The organism is Mangrovibacterium diazotrophicum (genome assembly GCF_003610535.1).
GTDB classification, from domain to species: Bacteria; Bacteroidota; Bacteroidia; order Bacteroidales; family Prolixibacteraceae; genus Mangrovibacterium; species Mangrovibacterium diazotrophicum.
Map to the genome: position 1 here is coordinate 2,417,146 of NZ_RAPN01000001.1, position 22,298 is coordinate 2,439,443.

The following is a 22,298-nucleotide window of genomic DNA, read 5'->3' on the forward strand; positions in this document are numbered from 1 at the left end:
GTTCGGATTGCAGGATAACCAGACCGGAAGATGTCTCAAAATCCAGTAATCCGAAAATCTAAAAATCTTGACAAAAATGATTCAAAATATTATCGCTCTGATCATTGTCGCAGTCGTTGTTATTAAAGTTGGATACAACACGTACAAAGCGTTAATCACCAAAGAAAAGGGATTATGCGGAGGGTGTGCAAGCTGCGATCTCAAACGTGAGTTAAAAAAGAAGGGAAAACTTCATCCGCTCAACCGACAGGAGTTGAAAGCTTTTAAAAAAGGTGAAATTCGTTTTGCCGGAAAGCACGACTAAGCATTCAGATCGATAATTCAATTCAGGCAGATTAGCTGCCAGAGGTTCAACATAGCAACAGAAAGGCTGTTTCGAAAGATTCGGCCTTTCTGTTTGATGCAAAAATGCCTTTGCCCGAGACTAACCAAAGGTTGTGAAAGTTGAAACACGAACGACTATTCGGTTGTCATGGTTGTCAAAAAGTTGTCGGGGTATCCTCCAATCGGTATAAACGCCTTGTTCTATCTCGTCTTTACGTCTCGGCGGGCCTAACTTTCAGTACAAAAAAAGAGCCTCCGTTGCAAACGAAGGCTCCTCTCAATCTTTAACTCAGAACTGCTTATCCGGATACATTTCATTCCACTCATCCGGTTGGTTCTTCAGTTTTTTATCGAACCACGACATTATCGTCTGGTGCCACTCAATCCGTTTTTTGTAATCCAGAATGTGGTGATCCTGCCCGTCAACCAGCACCATCTCCACATCTTTTCCCAAAATCTTCAGGGCTGCATAATATTGCAAACTCTCACCAACAGGCACGTTGGTATCAGAAGTTCCGTGTAACAACAGGATTGAATTCTGAAATTTATCGGCATTATAAATCGGGCTGTTGTCGACATAAATATCCTTGCGGTTCCAGGGATAGCTTCCTTTGGTTGCTCCGGCACTGTACGAATAGCCCCAATAGCCCTCGCCCCAGTAACTGGTAATGGCACTAATGCCCGCATGCGCAATGGCAGTCTTGAACAGATCAGTTCGGGTTTGCAGCAACATGGTTGTGAATCCGCCATACGAAGCACCGATACAGCCTACATTCTGAGCATCTGCCGAAGGGTGTGCTGCCAGGAACTTCTGCGTTCCCTCAATGATGTCGTCAATCGCGTCACGGCCCCAGCCGTTCACATGTAAAGCTGAGAAATCCTGCCCAAAGCCTGTCGCACCGCTGGGCTGCAGAATATAAACCAGGTACCCGTTGGCTGCCCAGGTATTGGCCGGGTAACGACCACCAAACGACCGACTAATCGGAGATGTTCCTCCATAATAATTCACAATCAACGGGTATTTCTTTGCCGGATCGTAATTCACCGGGTAATAGATTCGCCCATAAATAGTCGTTCCTGTTGCATTCGTAAAATTCCAATCCTCGTTCTTCCCAAACTCCACGTCAGCTAATTGCTGCTCCTTCGGGTAATCCAACAATTCAGCTTTTCCACGTTCAAGGTTCAGCATGTACAATTTTTCAGGTGAGCTAATGCTTGTTCCCTCAAACACGGCCAGCGACTTCTCGCGGGCATAATCAATCGGGCCAAGCACATCAACCGGCAATTCAATCGGGGTATATTTTTTCGTTTTCAGGTTGAAACGGTACAAGCGAACGTAATCCTTTTCGGTTACCGACAAGTAAATATTTCCATTGGCAGACCAATAAGCATTGTTGATCGCCGGATCAAAATCGCGGCTCAACGCTTCTGCTTTTTTCGTTTCCATGTTAAAAAGATAGAGCTGGGTATCGTAACTGTTTGGGATTCTACCTTCGCTCACATTTACTCCCAAATCGCCAAAACACTCCGGACCACCGGTAACCAGCAGCTGTTTGCCATCAGGCGAATACTGACACGAACCACCGTAAGGTTTTTCGCTCCAAACAGTGTCAATCTGCATGGTTTGGACATCCATTTCGTATAAGTTTTGCTTGCTAAACGGAACCTCCGAGTAATCCATCCGTTCGGTTGAGAACAATATTTTGGTGCCATCTAGCTGGATATCCTGCAAACTGGCCGACAGATAACCTGCGGTGAGCGGACTAACAAGCCCTGATTTCAAATCCAGTAAATACAGGTAGGAACGATTACGGAAATACGGAAGGCGATCATCGTTACCGTAAACCCGCTTCAAATCACCATGCTTTTCGGCTTCGACTGACTGCGAATAAATCAAAAAGTCTTCGTTTGGCGACCATGTGACCGCCCCTAAATCCTGAATTGCGGAGGCTACTTTTTGTTCTTCTCCGGTATTCAGGTCGTAAATAAACAGGTCCGACGTACCATCTTTCGCCACTGAATAGGTCAACCGATCGGTCTTCGGCATCCAGCCGGAGCTGTAACCTTCTGCATTGCGAATCACAAATACATTCTTCTTTTGCTCCAAATCGTAAACCCGCGCATGTTTGCTCGTTTTTCCGCTCCCGGGAATCACTTCACTGTAATTGACCAGCACATATTTCCCCGATGGTGATATTTTAGCCGATGAAATGCTTTCGCCATTCAACACATCGTAAATGGTGAATGTCCGTTTTTCGTTCGTCGTCCAGCCGAGTCGGGCTTCACTCAAATCGTTGGCCGTTGCCAAACTCGCCGCAAACTTTGTTTTGGCATCTGTGCTGATCAACTTCAGAAACAGTTGATGTTTGCCCGTCTCCAATGTCAGATCCACATCCACCGAAGTCTCGCTTAATTTCGGCTGCGACTTCAGTTTTTGTCCATCCAGATACAGCTCGAACAAGGCATTGGTTGCAATCGTCATTTTGGCTTTCACCCAGCGGTCGGTTGTAAGGTAACCAGCCAGCTGAACCAGTTGATTTTCGCCGTCCACGGCTGACAGCAAACTATCGCCGGCTAGTTTCAACCCTGGCCACGATTTTGTTTCAGGGCGCTCGTCCAGTTGAGCCTTTTCTAGCAAATCAGCGCGCTCGAACTTCTTACCGTCAGTTGATCCGTCGGCAGCAAAGGCGGGCAGGTACATTTGAATAAAATCCGTGGTCTTCCACTCGCTGCAACTTATTTTATTTTGAGCAAAAACAAGATTAGCTGCCCCAAAAAGCAGCAGGCCAAAAAGTAACTTTTTCATCGGCTTTATCTTTTTTATCTGATCGATTGGAATCGAATAGTTCAAAAATAAGAACATTTAACAGCCAGCAATATGATAAAGTCCAGCAAAAAGATAAATAAACACAAACCACCCAGTTCTGCGAAACTCGTTTCTGCGATTTCAGTATAATTTATTAATTCACGACAGACACGGAAAACCTAAAACTGAAAGACGATGGAACGAGAATTAAATCAAATTGAACAGGAAATTCTGGATATCCTTTACCACGAAGGCAATCCGGCAGAGTGGTCGCTCCAGCGCGTTTTGAACGCACAAGATACCAACGGCAAACAGCGTTTGCACGATTTCAAAGGATCTGAAATCCAGTACGCCAAGAAGAACTTGGCACGCATGGGTTTGATTGAAGTGATTGAGGCACAACGTCGGCACGATCTGGAAGAAGGAGACGGTTTTACGCGCGTTGGCGACGATGTCACCTTTTATTACTACGACCTGGACAAGAAGCTAAAAATTACGAATGAAGGCATGAACTGGTGCCAGCATCATCTCGAAAAACTGTAACCGAAGATCAAACATTCAGGGCCGGTATTTTTGCCGGCCTAATCTTTTCTTTCCATTAACTGTTTATTACCAAACGACCAGCAACTGCGAATAGAAATTGAGTCTGCTCAATATTCGTAACTTTGGTCGGCCAACGAGAAACAAACAATGGAGAAGAGTAACTACAACTTTACACCTTTGCCCGGATACGAGCAATTTGAGGCCACTACACAAATTATTATTGCCGAGGTTTTGCGCCGGAATTTACCCCTTGAGATCATCGACGAAACCAACAACCTGATTGCCGTAACCTACGAGGGAAAAGAATACATCATTCACGAAGGCACCATTTCAGATGCCAACAGCCTGATTGCTTACTGGATTTCCAACGACAAATGGATGACCCGCCAGTTCCTGAAACGAAAAGGAATTCGCCAGGCCAACGGGGTGCTTTTGCAAAACGGGTACGATTCCGCTGTGCTAAAAACAATCAGTTTTCCGGCAGTGGTAAAACCAGCCGACACGGATCACGGCATCGCAGTAAGCACCAATATCCGGAATAACGACGAATTGAATGAGGCCGTTGAACGCGCCTTCCGACACTCAAAAAGGGTGATTGTAGAAGAGTATTTTGCTGGGCAGGAATACCGTTTTTTGGTGATTGATGGAAAAGTTCGGGCAATCGCTTTCCGCGAACCGGCCAACATTACCGGCGACGGCATCCAAAGCGTTGAACAACTCATCGCTGCCAAGAACCAAGGCCGGGGAACCGACTACCGCCACCCGCTTTTACAAATCAAAGTTGACGAAGAGGTGCAGCGACATTTGAAAGCACAGTCGATTGGAATGGACACCGTTTTAACGAAAGGTGAAAAAATCTACCTGCGGAAAAACTCGAATTTGAGCACCGGTGGCGACAGCGTTGACGTGACCGATAACATGCCCGACTTTTACAAAAATATAGCAGAGCAGGCAGCCCTGGCAGCTGACCTCAACATTGCAGGTATCGACATCATCATCGACGACTGGACAGCCGAACCGGGCGAGGAACATTACATCGTAGTGGAGCTGAACGCACCGGCCATGCTGTCGATGCACAATTTCCCGTACATCGGTAAAAACCGTCAGGTTGAAAAATACGTTTTAGACAGCATCCTGAGATCGAAATAACAAAGCATAAAAAAACAAATTCCAGGTTTCAAATTCCAAACCTGAAACTTAGAACTTGCAACTCATCCCATGACAGAAACAGAAAAACAACAAATAATCCGCAACAAAGCGCAACTGGTTGACTATTTCGAGCGGGGAAACACGCCTTTCGACGATTGGGGAATCGGTACCGAGCACGAAAAGTTCCTCTACAAATTGGGTGACTTTAAGCGGCTACCCTACGAATCGGAAGTTGGGATCAGAACAATCCTTCAACATTTTCTGAGTGAAGGCTGGAACCCGATTATGGAAAAAGAATTCCTGATTGGCGTGAAGCAGAACGGCGCGTCCATCACACTGGAACCGGGCGGTCAGTTTGAGCTTTCTGGTAAGAATTTCAAAACCATCCATCATACATTCGTAGAAACCAGAAAGCACTTTGATGAACTAAGCTGCATTTGTCGCGACCTGGGATTTTTTACCTTGCCGATGGGTGTTGATCCGCTGTGGAGTGTCAACGACATCTCGTGGATGCCCAAGGAGCGCTACGCCATCATGAGAAACTACATGCCCACCAAAGGCAACCTGGGACTGCAGATGATGAGCAACACGGCAACCATTCAGGTGAACCTGGATTACGAAAGCGAGCAGGACATGATCAAAAAGATGCGCATCGCGCAGGCGCTGCAACCTTTTGCATCGGCTATTTTTGCCAACTCCCCGTTTTCGGAGGGCAAGCCCAACGGGTATCTCAGCTACCGCACGCAAATTTGGAATGATACCGATCCTGATCGCTGTGGCTTTCAATCCTTCATTTTCGACGAAGGATTTGGAATTGAACGTTGGGTCGACTATTTGCTCGATGTGCCGATGTATTTCATCTACCGTAACGGCAAATATCACGCCTCCAATGGAATCACATTCCGTGAGTTCATGCAGGGCAAACACCAATTCGCCCCAACCATGGAAGACTGGGAAACACACGCGTCAACCGTATTCCCCGATGTTCGCTTGAAGCAATACATTGAAATGCGCGGCGCTGATGCCAGCTGTGTAAAACACATCGCAGCGCTGTCGGCTTTCTGGGTTGGATTGTTGTACGACGAACGCAGCCGGAATGAAGCTTATGAACTGATCTCCGGTTGGAACATTGACGAAATCCAGGATATTCGGGCACAGGTTCCAACAAAAGCATTGAAAGCGGCCACTAAAAATCTGGATGCCGGTAAAATTTCAAAATTGCTTTACCAGCTGGCCAGCGATGGCCTGAGCCGCAGAGCCAAACGCTGTGGCACAAACGACGAAAGCCAATACCTGAATCCGGTTCGGGAGATTACCGACAGTGGTCTAACTCAGGCAGAGCGACTGCTCAATTGCTATCGTGACGACTTCGATTCGAACCTGATTCGCCTGCTCGAAAACTGGCGCGAAAAACAATTGCAAAGTTGCCCGGTTAAGTAATCAGGCGATTGATTGAATCCTTCAGCCGTTAATTTGTAGATTTGCTAAGTCGTCAGTAAAAGGCCCATAATGGTAAATGGTAAATTGTTCAACTGTAAATTAATTCATGTTTTCGAAATTAAAATTTGTCTTTAAATACACGCATCAATACCGCTGGTGGTACACTGGTGGAATTATCTTTTTGGCTTTAACGGTCTGGGCATCGATCACTATCCCTGAATTTATCCAAAAGACAATCGACCTGATTGCTGCCGGAAAAGCCGGCAATGAATCGGAGTTTCAGCGGAACGTTTTAATCATTGTCGGGCTGGCTGTCACCTTGATCCTTGTTCGCTCGCTCTCGCGCATTCTGATTTTTGTTCCGGCGCGATTAATCGAGCGGAACCTCAAAGGCGAAATGTTTAAAAAACTCGCATCGTTCCCCAAAGCCTATTACGACGAAAACTCGACCGGCTCCATCATTTCCCGAATCAACAACGACATCAACGGGGTGCGCATGATCACCGGTTTCGGGATTCTTCAAATCGTCAACATCATCCTGTCGCTATCGCTGACCCCCTATAAAATGTGGCAACTGTCGCCTGCCCTCACCCTGTATTGCGTCATCCCGATGGTCGTCATTTTCGTGACCGTGCGCGTTGGAATGGCTGTCATGGTGAAGTACACGCATTTGCGCATGGGAACCTTGCAGAGCCTTTCTGGAAAAACCATTTCATTTTTGTCGGGGAATGCCGTTATCAAAAGCTTCAACATTTATAATTATGCCGAAGAGGAAGTTCAGCACGATAACCTGAAGCTGTTTGACGAAGGCATGAAAATTAGCTGGATTCGATCGTTCATCATGCCTCTGCTTGCTAACCTCGGACAGATCCTGAAGATCCTTGTTCTGTTAGTTGGTGGTTTGTATGTGATCGATGCGAAGTTCACCATCGGAGAACTCACGGCCTACATTGCCTACGCCGCCCTGTTGGCGCAACCAATCATGGGACTCGGCTGGGTGCTGACCATTTTCCAGCAAGGGATGGTGGGGATAGACAGTATACAAACCATCCTGTCGCGCAAAGGTGCGGACGATGAGAGACAAAGTTTGGTGAAGGAGGAAAAAGAAAAGCTTTTCGAGTCCGAAATCAAATTTGAAAACCTGAGCTACACTTTCCACAACGCTGAAAAGCCAGCACTTGAAAATATCTCGTTCACCATAAAACCCGGACAAATCATCGGGGTTACCGGACAGGTTGGTGCCGGAAAAACAACTCTGATTAACTGCCTGAATGGCTATCTCCGCCCCGAAAAAGGCATGATTTATTTCGGGAAAAAGGACGCTGCCGAAATGAAAAGCGAAGACATTCGTTCTGTTGTGCGGACTGTGAGCCAGGAAGTGTTCCTGTTCTCAGATACCATTGAAAATAACGTTGCCTTTGGATCAGAGAAAGCAGCAACGAAAAACGAGTTCGACGAGGTTATTTTCAAAAGTGCCTTCCGCGAAGAACTGGCCCGCTTTGGCCAAAAAGAAAAAACACTGGTTGGCGAAAAAGGAATCATGCTTTCGGGCGGACAAAAACAACGACTGAGCCTGGCTCGTGCGCTTTACACGCCTTGCGAATTGCTGATTCTGGATGACGTTTTCTCGGCCGTGGACACCGACACCGAACGTTTTCTGATCAAGCAGATCGTGGAGAACAACGCGGCCAAAAGCCTGGTGATTGTTTCGAACCGAATCAGCGTGCTGGAAAAAACAGATTATACTATTGTATTGGAAGACGGACGAATGGCTGCGCAGGGAAGACCTGATGAACTGCTGAAAACATCGGACTTTTACCGGGAAATCGCTCAATTGCAAAAGGAAAAGTAAAAACAGGAAGAACAGATCATGACGCTATTGAATACAAACTTCTTTAAATCGAAAGACTGGAACCTGATACGAAAATTCGGGCGCTACTTTGTTCCGCACAAAAAGTGGTTCGTTCTCAGTATGGTTTCGATCCCGATTACGGCCATCGCCGGCATCCTCTTCCTGTGGCTCGTTGAAAATATTATCGACCACTACATTGTGCCGGGAAACGTGGCTGGGTTGAAAATCCAGATTATACTGCTGGCCGTGGTTCTCATCCTGAACTTGCTGTTCGACGGAATTTACAGCTACTCCTTCTCCAAATCCGGCGGGCTGGCGATTGTCGATCTGCGTAAAGAACTTTTTGCCAAGTCGCTTCGGTTTCCGCTGAGCTACTTCGATAAGAAACCGATTGGTGTCACCCTATCGCGCCTGACCAGCGACATGGAGGCCATCTCCGAATCGTTTGCCGCGGGTATCCTGGGGCTATTGGCCGACAGCATTAAAACACTGGCACTGGTAGCTTACCTGTTCTACCTCAACTGGCAACTCACCCTGATTCTATTGCTGGTTGTTCCACTCATTGTTTTGGCGATGCGTTTTCTGCGAAAAAAGATCCGGCAGGCCTACGATGCTTCGCGATCCAGCTTGGCGAAATCGGCTGCCTATCTGCAGGAATCGCTGAACGGGATGAAAACGATCCAACTGTACGCTGCTGAAGGGGAAGCTTTCGAGAAATTCGACAAGCTCAATAAAGAATTTTGCGATGCCCAAAACCACTCCAACGTTTACGATTCTGCCTTATACTCTATCGTTGAAGGAATCACCTCCGTGGCTACGGCGCTGGTAATTTGGTACGGCGCCATTCAGATCTGGGACCAGGCTTTTACACTCGGGGTTCTCATCGTTTTTGTTACCACCCTCGAGCGCCTGTTTATCCCGGTGAAGCAATTTGCACAACAGATTTCCACCATCCAGCGAGCATTGTCGGCACTGGAACACGTGAGTGAGCTGCACGATCAGAAGGTGGAAGAACCGGGCACGGAAATTACATCAGAAGTTCCGGCGCCACTGGCTCTGCAGGAAATTGAATTCGACCGGGTTTTCTTCAGCTATTCAGCCGACGGTCCCGACGTGTTGCAGGACGTTTCCTTCAAACTGAAAAAAGGCGACCGACTGGCACTTGTTGGAACAACCGGCTCGGGCAAGTCGACCATCATCAAGCTACTGGCGAAAACCTACACGGGATACCGCGGCTCCATCAAAGTAAACGGGCGGGAATTGAAAAACATTCCATTGGCACAACTTCGTGAAACCGTTTCGGTGATGCAGCAGGATATTTTCATGTTCAACAATTCAGTGGAATTCAATATTTCGCTGGGCAGAAAAGGCCTCTCCTCAAACGAGGTGGAACAAGCGGCTTCATTTGTGTATGCCGACCGATTCATCCAGAATCTGCCGAACAAATACCAGTTCGTCATTCAGGACAACGGCGACAACCTGTCGAAAGGCCAGGCCCAGCTGATTTCGTTTGCACGCGCTATTTGCGGCAACAGCGAACTCATCATTTTGGATGAAGCAACCAGCGCCGTGGATTCAGTTACGGAGAAATACATTCAGCAGGCAATTGCTAATATCTTCTCCACGAAAACCGTCATTGCTGTGGCGCACCGACTAAGCACGATTAAAAACTCGGATCTGATCCTGGTTTTGGAAGAAGGTCGAATTATTGAGCGCGGCAACCACGAACAACTGATTGAACACGGCGGAAAATACGCCCAACTTCTGCATCATTTTGAAGAAGAAAATGAAGAAGTTCGTCTGAAAGAATAGTCGGTTCAAAGCAAGATCGAAGTCATCGTCTATCCAAATAATCCGGAGACCGGAGCGTTATTCTATTTCGTGATAAACCCCTGTCATCCGTCGACTAAACAAGTCGTGGTCAATTCCGACACGTTTGATATTCGGAATAGTATCCATGTAGCTCAAATCGTGATCGCGGGTTAAAACCAACACATTCTTATGCTGCGCCAAATAAGCTTCAAGCTCCTTTTCCGTCTGAAAAACAGGAATCGGACGCTGTGCATAAAAGGCAAAAGCATTGTCGAAATCCTTGTACGCAACCACATTCGGATGCGCACTAACCAACTCGTGGTACTTCTCGATGGGCGACTGGTGATTGATAATATGGAACGGTCCGCCAAAGAAGATCAAGGTTGAAACCATAAACGTCCCGGCAACCGCCAAGAGTCCCTTTTGCACGGACTGGCGCATGTAGAAAACAGCGAAAACAGCTCCCACCGGGAAAGGCACCAGGCACCAGGCAATCCACCGCACTGTTTCGAGCGGAGGCGTATTTTCGGCGATGAAATAGACGCCCACCGGAATGCCCAAAGCCAAAACGGCAATGATAGAAAATTCGATCAGAAGTTTCCGGTTCGAAAAACGACCTTCAATCAGATTCGAAATAAAATATCCCAATAAAATAGCAAAGAATGGGTAGGCCGGCGACGTATAATTTATGAGCTTGGTGTGCGAAAAAGCATAAAATACGGCCACAACGCCAACCGCCACCAAGGCAAATACCAGCAAACGATCTTCCTTTCGATTCTTCCAAACCGCACGTAGCGCTCTAACAGCAAAAACCGAAAATGGCAGCATACCAGCCAATATAAAAGCCACGGTCAGTATAAACGGGCCACCGTGCCCCTGTAACCCATTATTGAATCGATCCAGGTTGTGTTCCAGAAAAAAGCCCCTGGTCCATTGACCTCCGGTTTGCACATCAACTGCCCAATACCAAGGTAAGCTGAAGAACAGAACGATAAAGGTTCCCCACCAAGGCTTGAGTAGCACAATATTCTTCCAGTTAAATGCTTTGGTTACCAGCAGAAAGATTCCTACGGTCAGCGACGGCAAGAGCAGTCCAACCGGCCCTTTGGCCAAAATACCAAGTCCCAGGAAAACATACATTCCGGCAAACCATTTCCATTTGCGCGAAACCCAGCCTTCGTAAAAAAGATACAGCGATAGTGTGTGACATAAAATGAGGTAGGGATCGGGCGTTGCCAGCCTGAACTGCAAAATGACGTGCAAGGACGACAACAGCACCAGCGATGCCCACAATGCAGCCTTCTCTCCCCAATGGCGGCGGGTAAACCAGAAGGTTGCCAGTACAACCAGTACACCGCACAGCGCTGAGAAAAAACGGGCCGCTGTTTCGTTCACACCAAACATCAAATAAGCGAGGATCATCCCGAAATATTCGAGGGCGGGCTTATCGGTACGTAGCTCGCCATTAAAGGTGGGAACGACCCAATTGTCATTCTCCAGCATTTCCTTGGCACATTCAGCATTGCGGGCCTCCGCCACCTGAAATACGGTTGTTTGTCCCAAAAAAGTGAAGAACAAAACCACACTTAACAAAAGAACCAAGACAAATTTTTTCATCACACAAGCTTTAAATCAATTCATCAAACCGGGCAAAACGCTTTTGCCGATCAGTTCAGACTTCATTCAACAAACAGTGGGGGTGGTTCGATCTGCGAATTTGCATTTTTTATTGCTTAGTCTAACATGATTAATCAATTTTCTTGATCAATAGGGGGTTAATCAATTAACATTTTCCTTCGAAAGCGACAATCAATCCGATATCTATTAAATCTCTACTTAGGATATCCAATGAACTTCTATTTATAAAGTTTTACTGTAATATAACTTTACAACTAAAATTTCGGTCTCCGTTTATCATTAACACATAGTGTCCGGAACTTAGGGATGACAGATTAATGTTGTATTCAGCTGTTGAATTGGCAGATAATATTTTGTTATAAACAACATTCCCCTTCATGTCATATATCTCAACATTGCATTTTTTATTTTGATTGTTGTCCTGAAGTTTTAGATGTAATATTCCATTACTTGGATTAGGATAAACAATAAAAGAACCGTTTGATAAGGTGTTTACATCTGTACTTATATCCGTTGTTGATTCTAAGGCGTAAGTCATAATTAGTCTATCAAATGCACCATGGCTGTCTGTCGCTCTGAATATTATTAATGAATCTGTTGAATAATTATCATTCCGAGACAAAATTCCATCGTCAGTTACTGCTAGCCAATCAGGGCCTTGTTCAATCGAATATGTAATAGAATCTCCATCAGGATCTACTGCCAGCAAGGTATCCCGATAATTTGGATTAGAAAAGTTTTCTAGCTCAGGTCGTTTTACAAATAACGGAGGCTGATTAATCGACTCAGGATGTGAAAATTTAGCGACAGTGCCCACACTCCATACATAGTAATGAGTGGATGATATGTTGTTGGTATAGCCACTAACTAAAGGATTATTATTGGCATCTACTTTAATATCTGTTATTTGTAAATTCGCTGCTAACGTATCATTAATGCATTGATAACTAGTTATTGAATCACCATTGGGAGCAATTTTCATTATTGCATTATTGAAATAATTGTCTGTAAGAAGTAAATTTTGAAGACTATCTTCACAAATTAGAGTCATTTTAACTGGTGGGTACTCTTTTTGATAACAAAACTCTCTTTTATTGTTAAATCTCAAGTAAATGCTGGCATCATCCGATCCACCAAAAACAACAAGGTCTCCGGAGGGCAGATCCATCGAGTATTTACCTTCAGCAATATTGTTATCACTATGCTCCCAAAGAATTTTTCCCGTCGAGTCTATCTCAACAATCTTTATACGATCTCTGTAGCCAGACTCGATTGTGCCTGTTAAGAAGAATGTTCCTTCTTTCGTTTTTCTTACATGATTAATGCTCTCAAACTCCGATATCTCTGTTCGCGATTTAAGTATTCCGTTCTCTGAAATTTCAATAAGATCTCCGTCTTTCGAGATAAAATCGATTTCACCATTATCTTGCTCTATGAAAAACCCCGGTTCATCTCTGTTTAGCTCTTCTTCAAAATTAAACCGCCACAACTCATTTAAATCGGAAGACAATTTTATTATTTGTGATGGCTTGGAATAATAAGGTAAATACAAATAAATGTTGTTCTTAGAATCAATATGAATGTCTCTTACAAGTGTACCTATTTCAGTTTCTATAATATTTTTGGCAAAGAGATCTCCCTCTGGGGAAAACTTATAGACATAGATATCTAAGGATGAAAAGCCTGATAAAAGAATATTACCATCTTTATCAAACAACAACTTCATATATTCAGATCTGTATGATAATTGTTTTGTCGTATCAGTGGAAATTCGTCTGGACCAAGCCAGATTACCTAAAGCATCAATCTTTTGTAGTAATAAATGTTGATTTTCAAAATAGCTAGTTCCTGTACCAATTGGTCCAATTTGGCTATCTCCGCATACATAGCTATTGTTGAAACGATCCGATATAACCTTTTCAAATTGTATATCTGAAGCCCCGGTTCCAGTATTTGTTACGCTCCACTGTTCAGTCCCTTCTTCATTATAACTGGCAACCCATTGCTCGCTATTCGTATCTTCTGGATATTGAGGTGTAACAGTATTTCGAAGCTCTCCTGTAAAAATTAGAGAATTATTCGTTTTATAGATGTTCTCTGGGTGGCATCTGTAGCCGTTAACGCCAATTTCTTTGCGATAGTCAATTTGAGATGTATTTACCAAACGCACAAGGTTTGTTCTGTAAGTTAACGAGTCAAATACATTCTCTGTAAGGTATACCGTATCATTTGAAACATTTAATGATCTAACGAGACCTCCCTGGTTGTCCGTATTATTTAAATAAATAAGGTTTTCATTTGCATTCCTATCGTATTGAAGGATAAACGGCTTCATCGACAAGTCGTCTTCAAGTGTATAATAAACGCCACCGTTTATGTATATATTTCCGCCACACAAAGAAACGTTATGAGGATAAATGTCATCTGTCGGAATACTATTCGGTTCAATATCTGCTATCTGATTCCAGTTATTGTCAAAATAGAATATTTTTAATTTATAGTACTTTTTGCCACCATACCAATACCACAATTTACCTACAATGGCCTTTTCGCCTGTTGGAAAATTAACAAACCAAATTTTTTCATATCTCCTCGCCCCCATACCTACATCTCCTTTGTTACCTAAATGATATTCCCTTTCAATCTCACCAATATCTGAAAAGGTGGCGATCAGGAAGGGGCCAACTTCTATATGCAAAGAAACAAAAGTGATTTTTCCATCAATAAGATCTAATTGGGCATTGCTATAATCAGTATTTTCAGGTAAATCAAAATGTGAAACGAAAATTTGATTACCCGCATTGTCATACTTAACCAAACTATAAGCCGGACTATCAATTGGTGCGTGGGTTAATAACCATGAATTTCCTAGCGAATCAACATAGAAACCACGAAAAATATCGTCTACAGCAAAATCAATCCCCTGACGATAGAAGATATTTTTCCATAAGATATTTCCCTGCCTATCTTGTTTCATTACAGCTACATCTTGTGAAAAATAACCATTATTAAAATTCTCCTCCAAGATAACTGCACTATAAAGGTTTTCGTCTTTATCTAAATAGCTTGAAACAGGAATATCTTGTGAATTAATTCCTCCTCCATCATAATTTAAAATAATTGTATCTGCTTCATCTTTAATTGATGAATACTGCGTTTCCCATAAAATTTTCCCGTTTTCGGATATTTTTGCTGAAATAAAATCGGTATTTGTGAAACTCGCTTCTAATCTCCCGGTAAAAATAATTTCGTTGTTGCCGGTTAAAAATGATTTTAAAAGGTAATCTCTACTCGTGCGTAATCCGTCGTCATAATGATAGTTCCAGAGTAAATCTTTTTGGGCGACAGACGTATTGATAAATACCAAACAAATAATTGAAACAAGAAAAGCGCTGCAAATGGAGGAAATCTTACACATATTTGATAAATATTTGCACGCAATTTAACAAAAATAGAACATCTTAAGAATCCCCCTTGCCCCTCTTTTGCCGCAAGCGAAAGAGATTTAGTACTTATGGGGAAAATCTCTGTCGTTTTATTTTTTTCAAATCCTTGATTGGATCAATGACCAGCAGAAATGGTATAAACATTTCCGCAAATTACGTTGATGTTTTGTCTCGCGCCTTACAAAATTTGCAACATCCAGTTATTTAGTTAGTCTGTTTTTTTTCATCCAGTTATACACCTACAAAAAAACTTTGATCAAGAATTTCCAGAAGGAATATTGGATTCTTTAAGAAAAAAAACTGTTTTATCTGTGATCTACTAAGAAGACAAAATAAAAAGCCCCGCGAGTCATAACTCACAGGGCTTAATTTTCATTTTCGGTGGTGCCACCAGGAATCGAACCGGGGACACATGGATTTTCAGTCCATTGCTCTACCAACTGAGCTATGGCACCGTCGGCGTTGCGTCAAAGCGTATTCTCTTTCGCAATTGCGGTCGCAAATATAGTAGAAAACTTTATAGTTGCGAACAGATTTTCATTTTCCTCAAAAAATATTTTTCAGCCTCCGAAAAGACATAAAAAAAGGAAAGACATTCATCTTTCCTTTTGCAGTGGTGCCACCAGGAATCGAACCGGGGACACATGGATTTTCAGTCCATTGCTCTACCAACTGAGCTATGGCACCGCTGGTGTGCAACTGCTGTGTTTCGCAATTGCGGTTGCAAATATAGGGCAAAATTTCTGACTTCAAAATAAAAAACACCGTCCGGCGACATTTTTTATGATTCTTCTGTTAGAAATCTCTCTTTTTCATGAAATTATCGATTGTATTTATTTCGCGTATTTCTACTTTTGCACTCCAATTAAGCAGAAAGTGAAAATAGATACCAGTATACTATCCAATGGAATCCGCATCATTCACCAACAGGTGGAGTCGCCCGCGGCCCATTTTGGCATTATTCTAAATACCGGCTCCCGCGACGAAGCAATCGGAGAACAGGGCATTGCGCACTTTATTGAGCACGTGATTTTTAAAGGCACAAAAAAGCGCAAAGCCTATCATATCCTCAGTCGGATTGAAGATGTGGGCGGCGAGATTAACGCTTATACCACCAAGGAGGAAACGGCCGTTTACGCCACCTTTTTGAACGAGTACTACAGCCGCAGCATGGAGCTGATCAGCGACATCATTCGGAACAGCACCTTCCCGGCCCGCGAGATTGAGCGCGAAAAGGAAGTGATTATCGAGGAAATCAACTCATACAAAGACAGCCCCTCGGAACTGATTTTTGACGATTTTGACGAATTGTTGTTCGATGGTCACCCGATTGCCCGCAACATACTGGGAACACCCGAGTTGGTGAAATCATTCAAACGCGAAGATATTCTTCGCTTTATTCAGAATAACTACCACACCAGCGAAATGGTGTTGAGCTCAGTGGGAAACATTCCGTTTGAGAAATTCCGCAATCTGGCCGAACGCTACTTTGGCGAAGTTCCGGCTGCGCCACGCCAGCACCAGCGCCAGTTGTTCGAGAATTACGTTCCCGGATTTAAGCAGGTAAAGATGGACACCTACCAAAGCCACTGCGTCATCGGGAATATTGCCTATAACGCGCAGGACGAAAAGCGGATGGGCATGGTGCTGTTGAACTCCATCTTGGGAGGTCAGTCGATGAATTCGCGCCTAAACCTGACCCTGCGCGAACGAAACGGGATGGCCTACAACGTGGAATCGAACTACACGGCTTTTTCAGATACCGGGCAATTCAACGTTTACTTTGGTACCGACCGCGAAAACCTGGAAAAGGCGATTCGTTTGGTGAAAAAAGAATTTAAGCTGATTAAAGAAAAACGCCTCGGCCAACTGCAACTGGCAAAAGCCAAAAAACAATTGATCGGGCAAATTGCGATTTCGAGCGAAAACCGCGACGACCTGATGCTGACACTGGGCAAGAGCCTTCTGCTCTATAATAAAGTGGACGACTTACCCGCGATTTACCGAAAGATTGATGAGATAACCGACATCCAGCTTCTGGAAATTGCTAATGAAGTACTGGAAGAAAGCGCGCTAAGCACCTTAATTTACGAGTAATGGATCGAAATTTCGAACTGGACAAATACATTCTGGAACACAGCACGCCGGAAGACCCGGTTTTGTACGAACTGGATCGGGAAACCAACATCAGCATCCTGCGGCCGCGCATGCTATCGGGGCACATCCAGGGCATGTTGCTGACCATGCTCAGCCAGATGATTCGCCCAAAGCGCATTTTGGAAATCGGCACCTTTACCGGCTACTCGGCTATTTGCCTGGCCAAAGGTTTGGTTGAAGACGGGAAACTGCACACCATCGAGGTGAATGATGAACTGGAATGGATCGCGACCAAGTACATTGAAAAAGCAGGGATGCAGCAAAAAATTCAACAGCACATCGGCGATGCCTGCGAAATCATCCCCTCGCTTGACGAGACTTTCGACTTTGTTTTTCTGGATGGAAACAAACGCGAATACAGCCGCTACTACGACCTGGTTTTCGACAAAGTTCGCCCAGGCGGCTATTTACTAGCCGACAATATCCTTTGGGATGGCAAAGTGGTAGAAGAAGTGGATCCGCGCGACGAACAAACCATCGGCATCCTCGCCTTCAACGACAAAGTAAAGAATGACCCACGGGTAACACAAGTTATCCTTCCGCTGCGGGATGGGCTGATGCTGATCCGGAAACAGTGATCAGTGACCAGTCAAAATGTTCAGTTTTCAGGCCGAAGATCCGGCAATCCGACAATCCAAAAATCCTTTTTATTTCGACAACTCTTTCATCGAGTTAATGAAGTTCTTTTTCGCTTTGGCTGATTTGATGTTGGCACCCGGTCCGGCAATACATCCGCCTTCGCAGGCCATTACTTCATAGAACTGGGCCGACACTTTTCCTTTTTCCATCTGCTTCATCGTACGAATCATCGCTTTGTCGATTCCGTTAATGGTTTCTGCCTTGAAGCTTTCCAATTGCTTTTCGGCAACCACAGCGCCCAAAACACCTCCACTCTGAGCAAAACCACGCGATTCGGCTGTGTATGATTCAACAGCGATACCTTCCATTTTGGCGGGTTGAATATCCATTCCTTCCAGCATCGAATCCAACTCTTCGAAACTCAACACAAAATCAGCACTGTTCTGGTCACGCGCTTCTTTACGCTTTGCCACACAAGGTCCAACAAACACGAGTTTCGCGTTCGGATATTTTGCACGCAGTTCTTCAGCTGTGTAGGCCAAAGGAGATGGCGTGTGCGACACATAAGGCTCCAATCCGGGAACATGTTTCCGTACCGTTTCCACATACGAAGGACAGCAGGAAGTCGTCATAAATGGTTGCCCCTCGGCCAGCTTTTCTTTCAACTCGATGGCCTCGTGACGGGCTGTTTTTTCCGCACCGCGGGCTACCTCAACCACTTCTGAAAAACCAATCTGCTCAATGGCAGCAAAGACCTGCGCTGGTGTTTCGGCGTACTGCGCCAGGATTGATGGTGCCACCATTGCAATCACCTGCTCTTTGCGCTCAATTGCACGCATCACATCAATAACGGCTGAGAGTTCGAAGATGGCTCCAAACGGACAAGCAGTAATACATTTGCCACAATAAACACATTTATCCTCGTCGATTTCCTCCTTGCCGCTCGCATTCTTTTTAATCGCACCAACCGGACAGGCTTCTTCACAGGGAATTGGCATGTAAATAATGGCATGGTAAGGACAAGCTTTTTGACACAAACCGCAGTTAACACAGGCTTCGGGTTTAATTTCTGTTTGACCGGTCGGTGTAAAACGAATCGCGTTTTTCGGACAGTTCATCACGCAGGGACTCGCCACGCAACCACGACATAAATTGGTAACCACATAGTTAGCTTGCACACAACCGGTACAAGCTTCATCAACAACCGTCAAAATATTCTCAGGTTGCTGTTTGCGATCCATCGCCAAAGATGCATATTCGCTCAACTGGTGTAAATCGATGTCGTCATTGGGAACCTCGAAGCCCAAAAGCGGCAACATTTTGTAACGGGTGATCGCCCGTTCCTTGTAAATACAGCAACGACCCCGCGCCTGGCGCTCTTTCGGGTAAAGCTCAACAGCGAGGTTATTAATTTTCGACTCCAGTTCACCAGCTTGAAACATGCGTACCAATCGGGCAATCAGCTCGTGACGGATAATCATTACGTTATTTACATATGCTGCCATTTGTCAAAATTTTGAGGGCACAAAATTAGCCAATTTTGTGTTGAAGAACATATTTGCCTCTAATTTAAAACCATTCTATTCTGCAACCAGAACAGTAGCGTCAGAAACGCCAGTCTACTGACACGCAGCGACAAAAAAAAGAAAAGGGGTAACCCACTGGCTACCCCCTCAGGCTAATTTGTGTTCAGTTAAACGCCCTTAATTTGCTTTAATTCTTTTTGCTTGTCGCTCCATTGTTTACAGGCAGCATACGCAGCTTCGGCAAAAGCCGGGATGTCTTCAAAGTCGGTCAGCAAACGATCTTCAATCAGGTCGTGCAATTCACTGGCTTTTTGCCCCGCTTTGAACTTTAGTTTATTTACTTCTTTCTCCAACGTCGCGATATCTTCTGTACTCATAGGTCCTCCTATTTTTCATCATTACTTATGGTGCGGATTGAACTGATTTTTGACCAGTCGAAGTAGGTATTGCTCACCATTCCTCCGGTAGTCTCCGACACCCACAAAACAGATTCTTCGAGGAAGAAAGTTGCAGCTTCGAAAACAATACCTTCGTTAATCTGGATTTTTACTCCCTTTCGCTGTTTACGCGAAAGACTTCCGTGTAAGGGCATGGTGGCATACTCAATCACCTTTTCCCATGTTTGTTTGATATCCATCGTCAATTCATTTTTGGTTCGCCACAGGGTATGCAAGAATGATGCAAACTGAAAATAAACGCTGAAAAACAGGAACTTGACAAATGTTAAAATACAATTATGTAGGCATTCGAGAAGACCAATTACAAATATGTGGGACAGTTTGAATTACAGAGTTTTAACTCATTAAATATGAATTTTGAAAGAATCGCTGCCTGAAAACAAAAAGAGGACGCCCAAAACGGACGCCCCCTTTAAAATGAAACAACCTATCTCTAATTCTTATTTGCTCGACTGACCAAGCAATTTAAGATCTTCACTATCAAGTTTCAGTTCCGGCGCATCGAACAACGTCTGCAACTGACTTTTGCTTGTTGCACTCACAATCGGCGCTACAAGCTGAGGCTGTGCCAGCAACCAGGCCAGGGCCACTGTTGCTTGCTTACTGTTGTGCTTTTCTGAAATCTGATCCAACGCAGCGAGAACAGCCAAACCTTTTTCGTCCAGATATTTCTTCACACCTTCTCCGCGAACGCTTTTCCCAAGATCGGCTTCCGAGCGGTACTTACCGGTCAGGAAACCTGCAGCCAGCGACCAGTAGGGAAATACCGACAAGCCGTATTTTTCTACCAAAGGCAGATAGTTTTTTTCGTAGCCCTCGCGTTCGACCAAATTGTAATGAGGCTGAAGAGCTACATATTTTGGGAAACCGTTTTTCTCGGCTACCGCGAATGACTCCTCCAAACGGGCAGGTGAAACATTCGATGCAGCAATATAACGTAGCTTTCCGGCTTTTACTAATTCGTCGTAAGCAGACATGGTTTCTTCCACAGGCGTTTTATCATCGTCAAAGTGAGTGTAAAACAGATCGATATAGTCGACTTGCAGGCGCTGCAACGATTCGTCAACGCTTTTCAGAATCTGTTTTTTGCTGATATCCTTTGGATGCACTTTGGTTTCAGATCCAACCTTTGTGGCAATCACCATTTTCTCGCGATTTCCGCGGGCTTTCATCCAGTTTCCGATGATGGTTTCCGACTGTCCGCCGACTCCATTCACCCACCAGGAGTAAGTATTCGCCGTATCTACAAAATTGAAACCTCCGTCAACAAAGGCATCCAAAATCTCGAACGATTGTTTTTCGTCCAGTGTCCATCCGAACACGTTACCACCGAAATTAATCGGAGCAACTTCCAGTTCGGTGTTTGCTATTTTTACTTTTTTCATCTTAAAAACTTTTACATTAATATTTTATACTCCCTTCGGAGCATTCCTGTTCATACCGGCGCATTTGCATCAATCAATTTCGCCTCTTTTAATTCGACCCATAAATCGGCGGGGACTTTCACATTTGCCGACAACGAGTTTGCTACAACCTGAGTGGCGCTGCTTGCCCCGGGAATCACAGCAGCAACCGTTGGGTGTGCAGCACAGAACTGCAAAGCAACCGTACCAAGATCAAGCTGGTATTTTTTGACGATGCGATTAAGTTCAACTCGTTTCTGCAGCATTTCCACCGGCATTTCGCCGCCATAATTAAAGCGATCGCGGTTAGCCAAAAATCCGGCATTCAAGGGGCCACCGATAATGGCCTTCACGTTCCGCTTTTCCATCGCAGGGAAGACTTCGTTCAACGCATTCTGATGTTCGACCAATGAATATTGAATGGCAACAAGCATCACATCCGGATCAGCAACTTCCAGACAGTTCAGAATAGGTTGCGGCGTATTCACGCCCATCCCCCAGGCTTTGATAATTCCTTCTTCCCGCATTTTTGTCAATTCGGGGAAAGCTCCTTTACGGGCCATTTCAAACTGGTCGATCCAGCCACTTCCGAGGTCACCATTATCCGGAGAAAGGTCGTGCACAAAAACAACATCGATGCTCGACAGTCCCAACCGCTGCAAGCTATCCTCAACCGATTTGCGAACACCTGATGCCGTATAATCATAGCGATGACGGAAATTCAACTTCCCTTTCCACAGCAAATCCGGGTTGGGCGTAAAATCCGCATCCGGCTCCAGCACACGGCCTACTTTAGTCGACAAAATGAAATCTTCCCGCTTCTTTTCAAAAAGGAAATGCCCCAGCCGACGTTCACTTAAGCCCAAACCATACCAGGGTGAAGTGTCGAAATAACGAACACCATTGTTCCAGGCTGCCGTGAGGGCATCGGTAATTTGTTCGATCGTATTTTCATGAAACCCGTTTCCCATGGCCACTCCGCCAAGTCCCATTTTCCGATTGATCCGGATATTCTTCCCGTCAACCTGCTGGAGGATCGCTCCAAATCGGGAAAAAGAAGGGTTGGCCCCCATCCCGGAAAATGAAATCGCGGCCGTGCCTGCTGAGGCCATCGCCGTCTTTCGTATAAAATCTCTTCTTGATGTCATTTGTTTTCTGTTTTAAT

General features: G+C 44.8%; 16 protein-coding genes and 2 tRNA genes. 8 read left to right on the forward strand and 10 right to left on the reverse strand.

Annotated elements, in window-relative coordinates:
• Positions 1-76: 76 nt before the first annotated feature.
• Positions 77-304, forward strand: a complete 228-nt coding sequence (locus tag BC643_RS09560; protein WP_120272873.1) for a FeoB-associated Cys-rich membrane protein — start codon at positions 77-79, stop codon at positions 302-304.
• A 309-nt stretch (positions 305-613) separates the two neighbouring features.
• On the opposite strand, the gene BC643_RS09565 is transcribed toward BC643_RS09560, so the two are convergent.
• Positions 614-3,130: a S9 family peptidase gene (locus tag BC643_RS09565; protein ID WP_170154509.1), complete on the reverse strand. Its 2,517-nt coding sequence runs from the start codon at positions 3,128-3,130 to the stop codon at positions 614-616.
• Between the two features lie 195 nt (positions 3,131-3,325).
• Here BC643_RS09565 and BC643_RS09570 point away from each other — a divergent pair, with 195 nt between their 5' ends.
• The 5 genes from BC643_RS09570 to BC643_RS09590 all read left to right on the forward strand — a co-directional run bounded on the left by BC643_RS09570 (position 3,326) and on the right by BC643_RS09590 (position 9,926).
• Complete coding sequence (locus BC643_RS09570; RefSeq protein ID WP_120272875.1) at positions 3,326-3,673, forward strand: hypothetical protein; 348 nt, start codon at positions 3,326-3,328, stop codon at positions 3,671-3,673.
• Positions 3,674-3,820: 147 nt separating this feature from the next.
• Complete coding sequence (locus tag BC643_RS09575) at positions 3,821-4,822, forward strand: glutamate ligase (RefSeq protein WP_120272876.1); 1,002 nt, start codon at positions 3,821-3,823, stop codon at positions 4,820-4,822.
• Positions 4,823-4,891: 69 nt separating this feature from the next.
• The gene (locus BC643_RS09580; protein ID WP_120272877.1) at positions 4,892-6,262 is read left to right on the forward strand and encodes a glutamate--cysteine ligase; all 1,371 of its coding nucleotides are present in this window, start codon (positions 4,892-4,894) and stop codon (positions 6,260-6,262) included.
• 106 nt (positions 6,263-6,368) lie between these two features.
• Entirely contained in the window at positions 6,369-8,114 is a 1,746-nt protein-coding gene (locus BC643_RS09585) for an ABC transporter ATP-binding protein (protein WP_120272878.1), read from the forward strand.
• A gap of 18 nt (positions 8,115-8,132) precedes the next feature.
• Positions 8,133-9,926 carry an ABC transporter ATP-binding protein gene (locus BC643_RS09590; protein WP_120272879.1) on the forward strand — a complete coding sequence of 598 codons (1,794 nt, stop codon included), beginning with the start codon at positions 8,133-8,135 and terminating at the stop codon, positions 9,924-9,926.
• A 57-nt stretch (positions 9,927-9,983) separates the two neighbouring features.
• On the opposite strand, the gene BC643_RS09595 is transcribed toward BC643_RS09590, so the two are convergent.
• The 4 genes from BC643_RS09595 to BC643_RS09610 form a co-directional block, all read right to left on the reverse strand.
• Positions 9,984-11,543, reverse strand: coding sequence for an ArnT family glycosyltransferase (locus BC643_RS09595; protein ID WP_120272880.1), 1,560 nt, complete (start codon positions 11,541-11,543; stop codon positions 9,984-9,986).
• A gap of 253 nt (positions 11,544-11,796) precedes the next feature.
• Entirely contained in the window at positions 11,797-14,982 is a 3,186-nt protein-coding gene (locus tag BC643_RS09600) for a T9SS type A sorting domain-containing protein (RefSeq protein ID WP_120272881.1), read from the reverse strand.
• Between the two features lie 410 nt (positions 14,983-15,392).
• Positions 15,393-15,465: transfer RNA gene (locus tag BC643_RS09605), tRNA-Phe, on the reverse strand.
• Between the two features lie 159 nt (positions 15,466-15,624).
• Positions 15,625-15,697: transfer RNA gene (locus BC643_RS09610), tRNA-Phe, on the reverse strand.
• Positions 15,698-15,886: 189 nt separating this feature from the next.
• On the opposite strand from BC643_RS09610, the gene BC643_RS09615 reads away from it, so the two are divergent.
• Together BC643_RS09615 and BC643_RS09620 are read left to right on the forward strand one after the other, a co-directional pair.
• On the forward strand, positions 15,887-17,107 hold the full coding sequence (locus BC643_RS09615; RefSeq protein ID WP_245994903.1) for a M16 family metallopeptidase: 1,221 nt from the start codon (positions 15,887-15,889) through the stop codon (positions 17,105-17,107).
• Positions 17,107-17,745, forward strand: a complete 639-nt coding sequence (locus BC643_RS09620) for an O-methyltransferase (protein ID WP_120272883.1) — start codon at positions 17,107-17,109, stop codon at positions 17,743-17,745. Before BC643_RS09615 ends, BC643_RS09620 begins: the two co-directional genes overlap by 1 nt.
• 69 nt (positions 17,746-17,814) lie before the next feature.
• On the opposite strand, the gene BC643_RS09625 is transcribed toward BC643_RS09620, so the two are convergent.
• The 5 genes from BC643_RS09625 to BC643_RS09645 form a co-directional block, all read right to left on the reverse strand.
• A complete protein-coding gene (locus BC643_RS09625) occupies positions 17,815-19,251 on the reverse strand; it encodes a monomeric [FeFe] hydrogenase (RefSeq protein ID WP_245994908.1) in 1,437 nt (478 codons plus the stop codon).
• 188 nt (positions 19,252-19,439) lie between these two features.
• Positions 19,440-19,649, reverse strand: coding sequence for a CCE_0567 family metalloprotein (locus BC643_RS09630; RefSeq protein WP_120272884.1), 210 nt, complete (start codon positions 19,647-19,649; stop codon positions 19,440-19,442).
• Between the two features lie 8 nt (positions 19,650-19,657).
• Positions 19,658-19,909, reverse strand: coding sequence for a hypothetical protein (locus tag BC643_RS09635; protein WP_120274226.1), 252 nt, complete (start codon positions 19,907-19,909; stop codon positions 19,658-19,660).
• 261 nt (positions 19,910-20,170) lie between these two features.
• On the reverse strand, positions 20,171-21,115 hold the full coding sequence (locus tag BC643_RS09640) for an aldo/keto reductase (protein WP_120272885.1): 945 nt from the start codon (positions 21,113-21,115) through the stop codon (positions 20,171-20,173).
• A 50-nt stretch (positions 21,116-21,165) separates the two neighbouring features.
• Positions 21,166-22,281, reverse strand: coding sequence for an aldo/keto reductase (locus tag BC643_RS09645; RefSeq protein WP_120272886.1), 1,116 nt, complete (start codon positions 22,279-22,281; stop codon positions 21,166-21,168).
• Between the last annotated feature and the right edge of the window lie 17 nt (positions 22,282-22,298).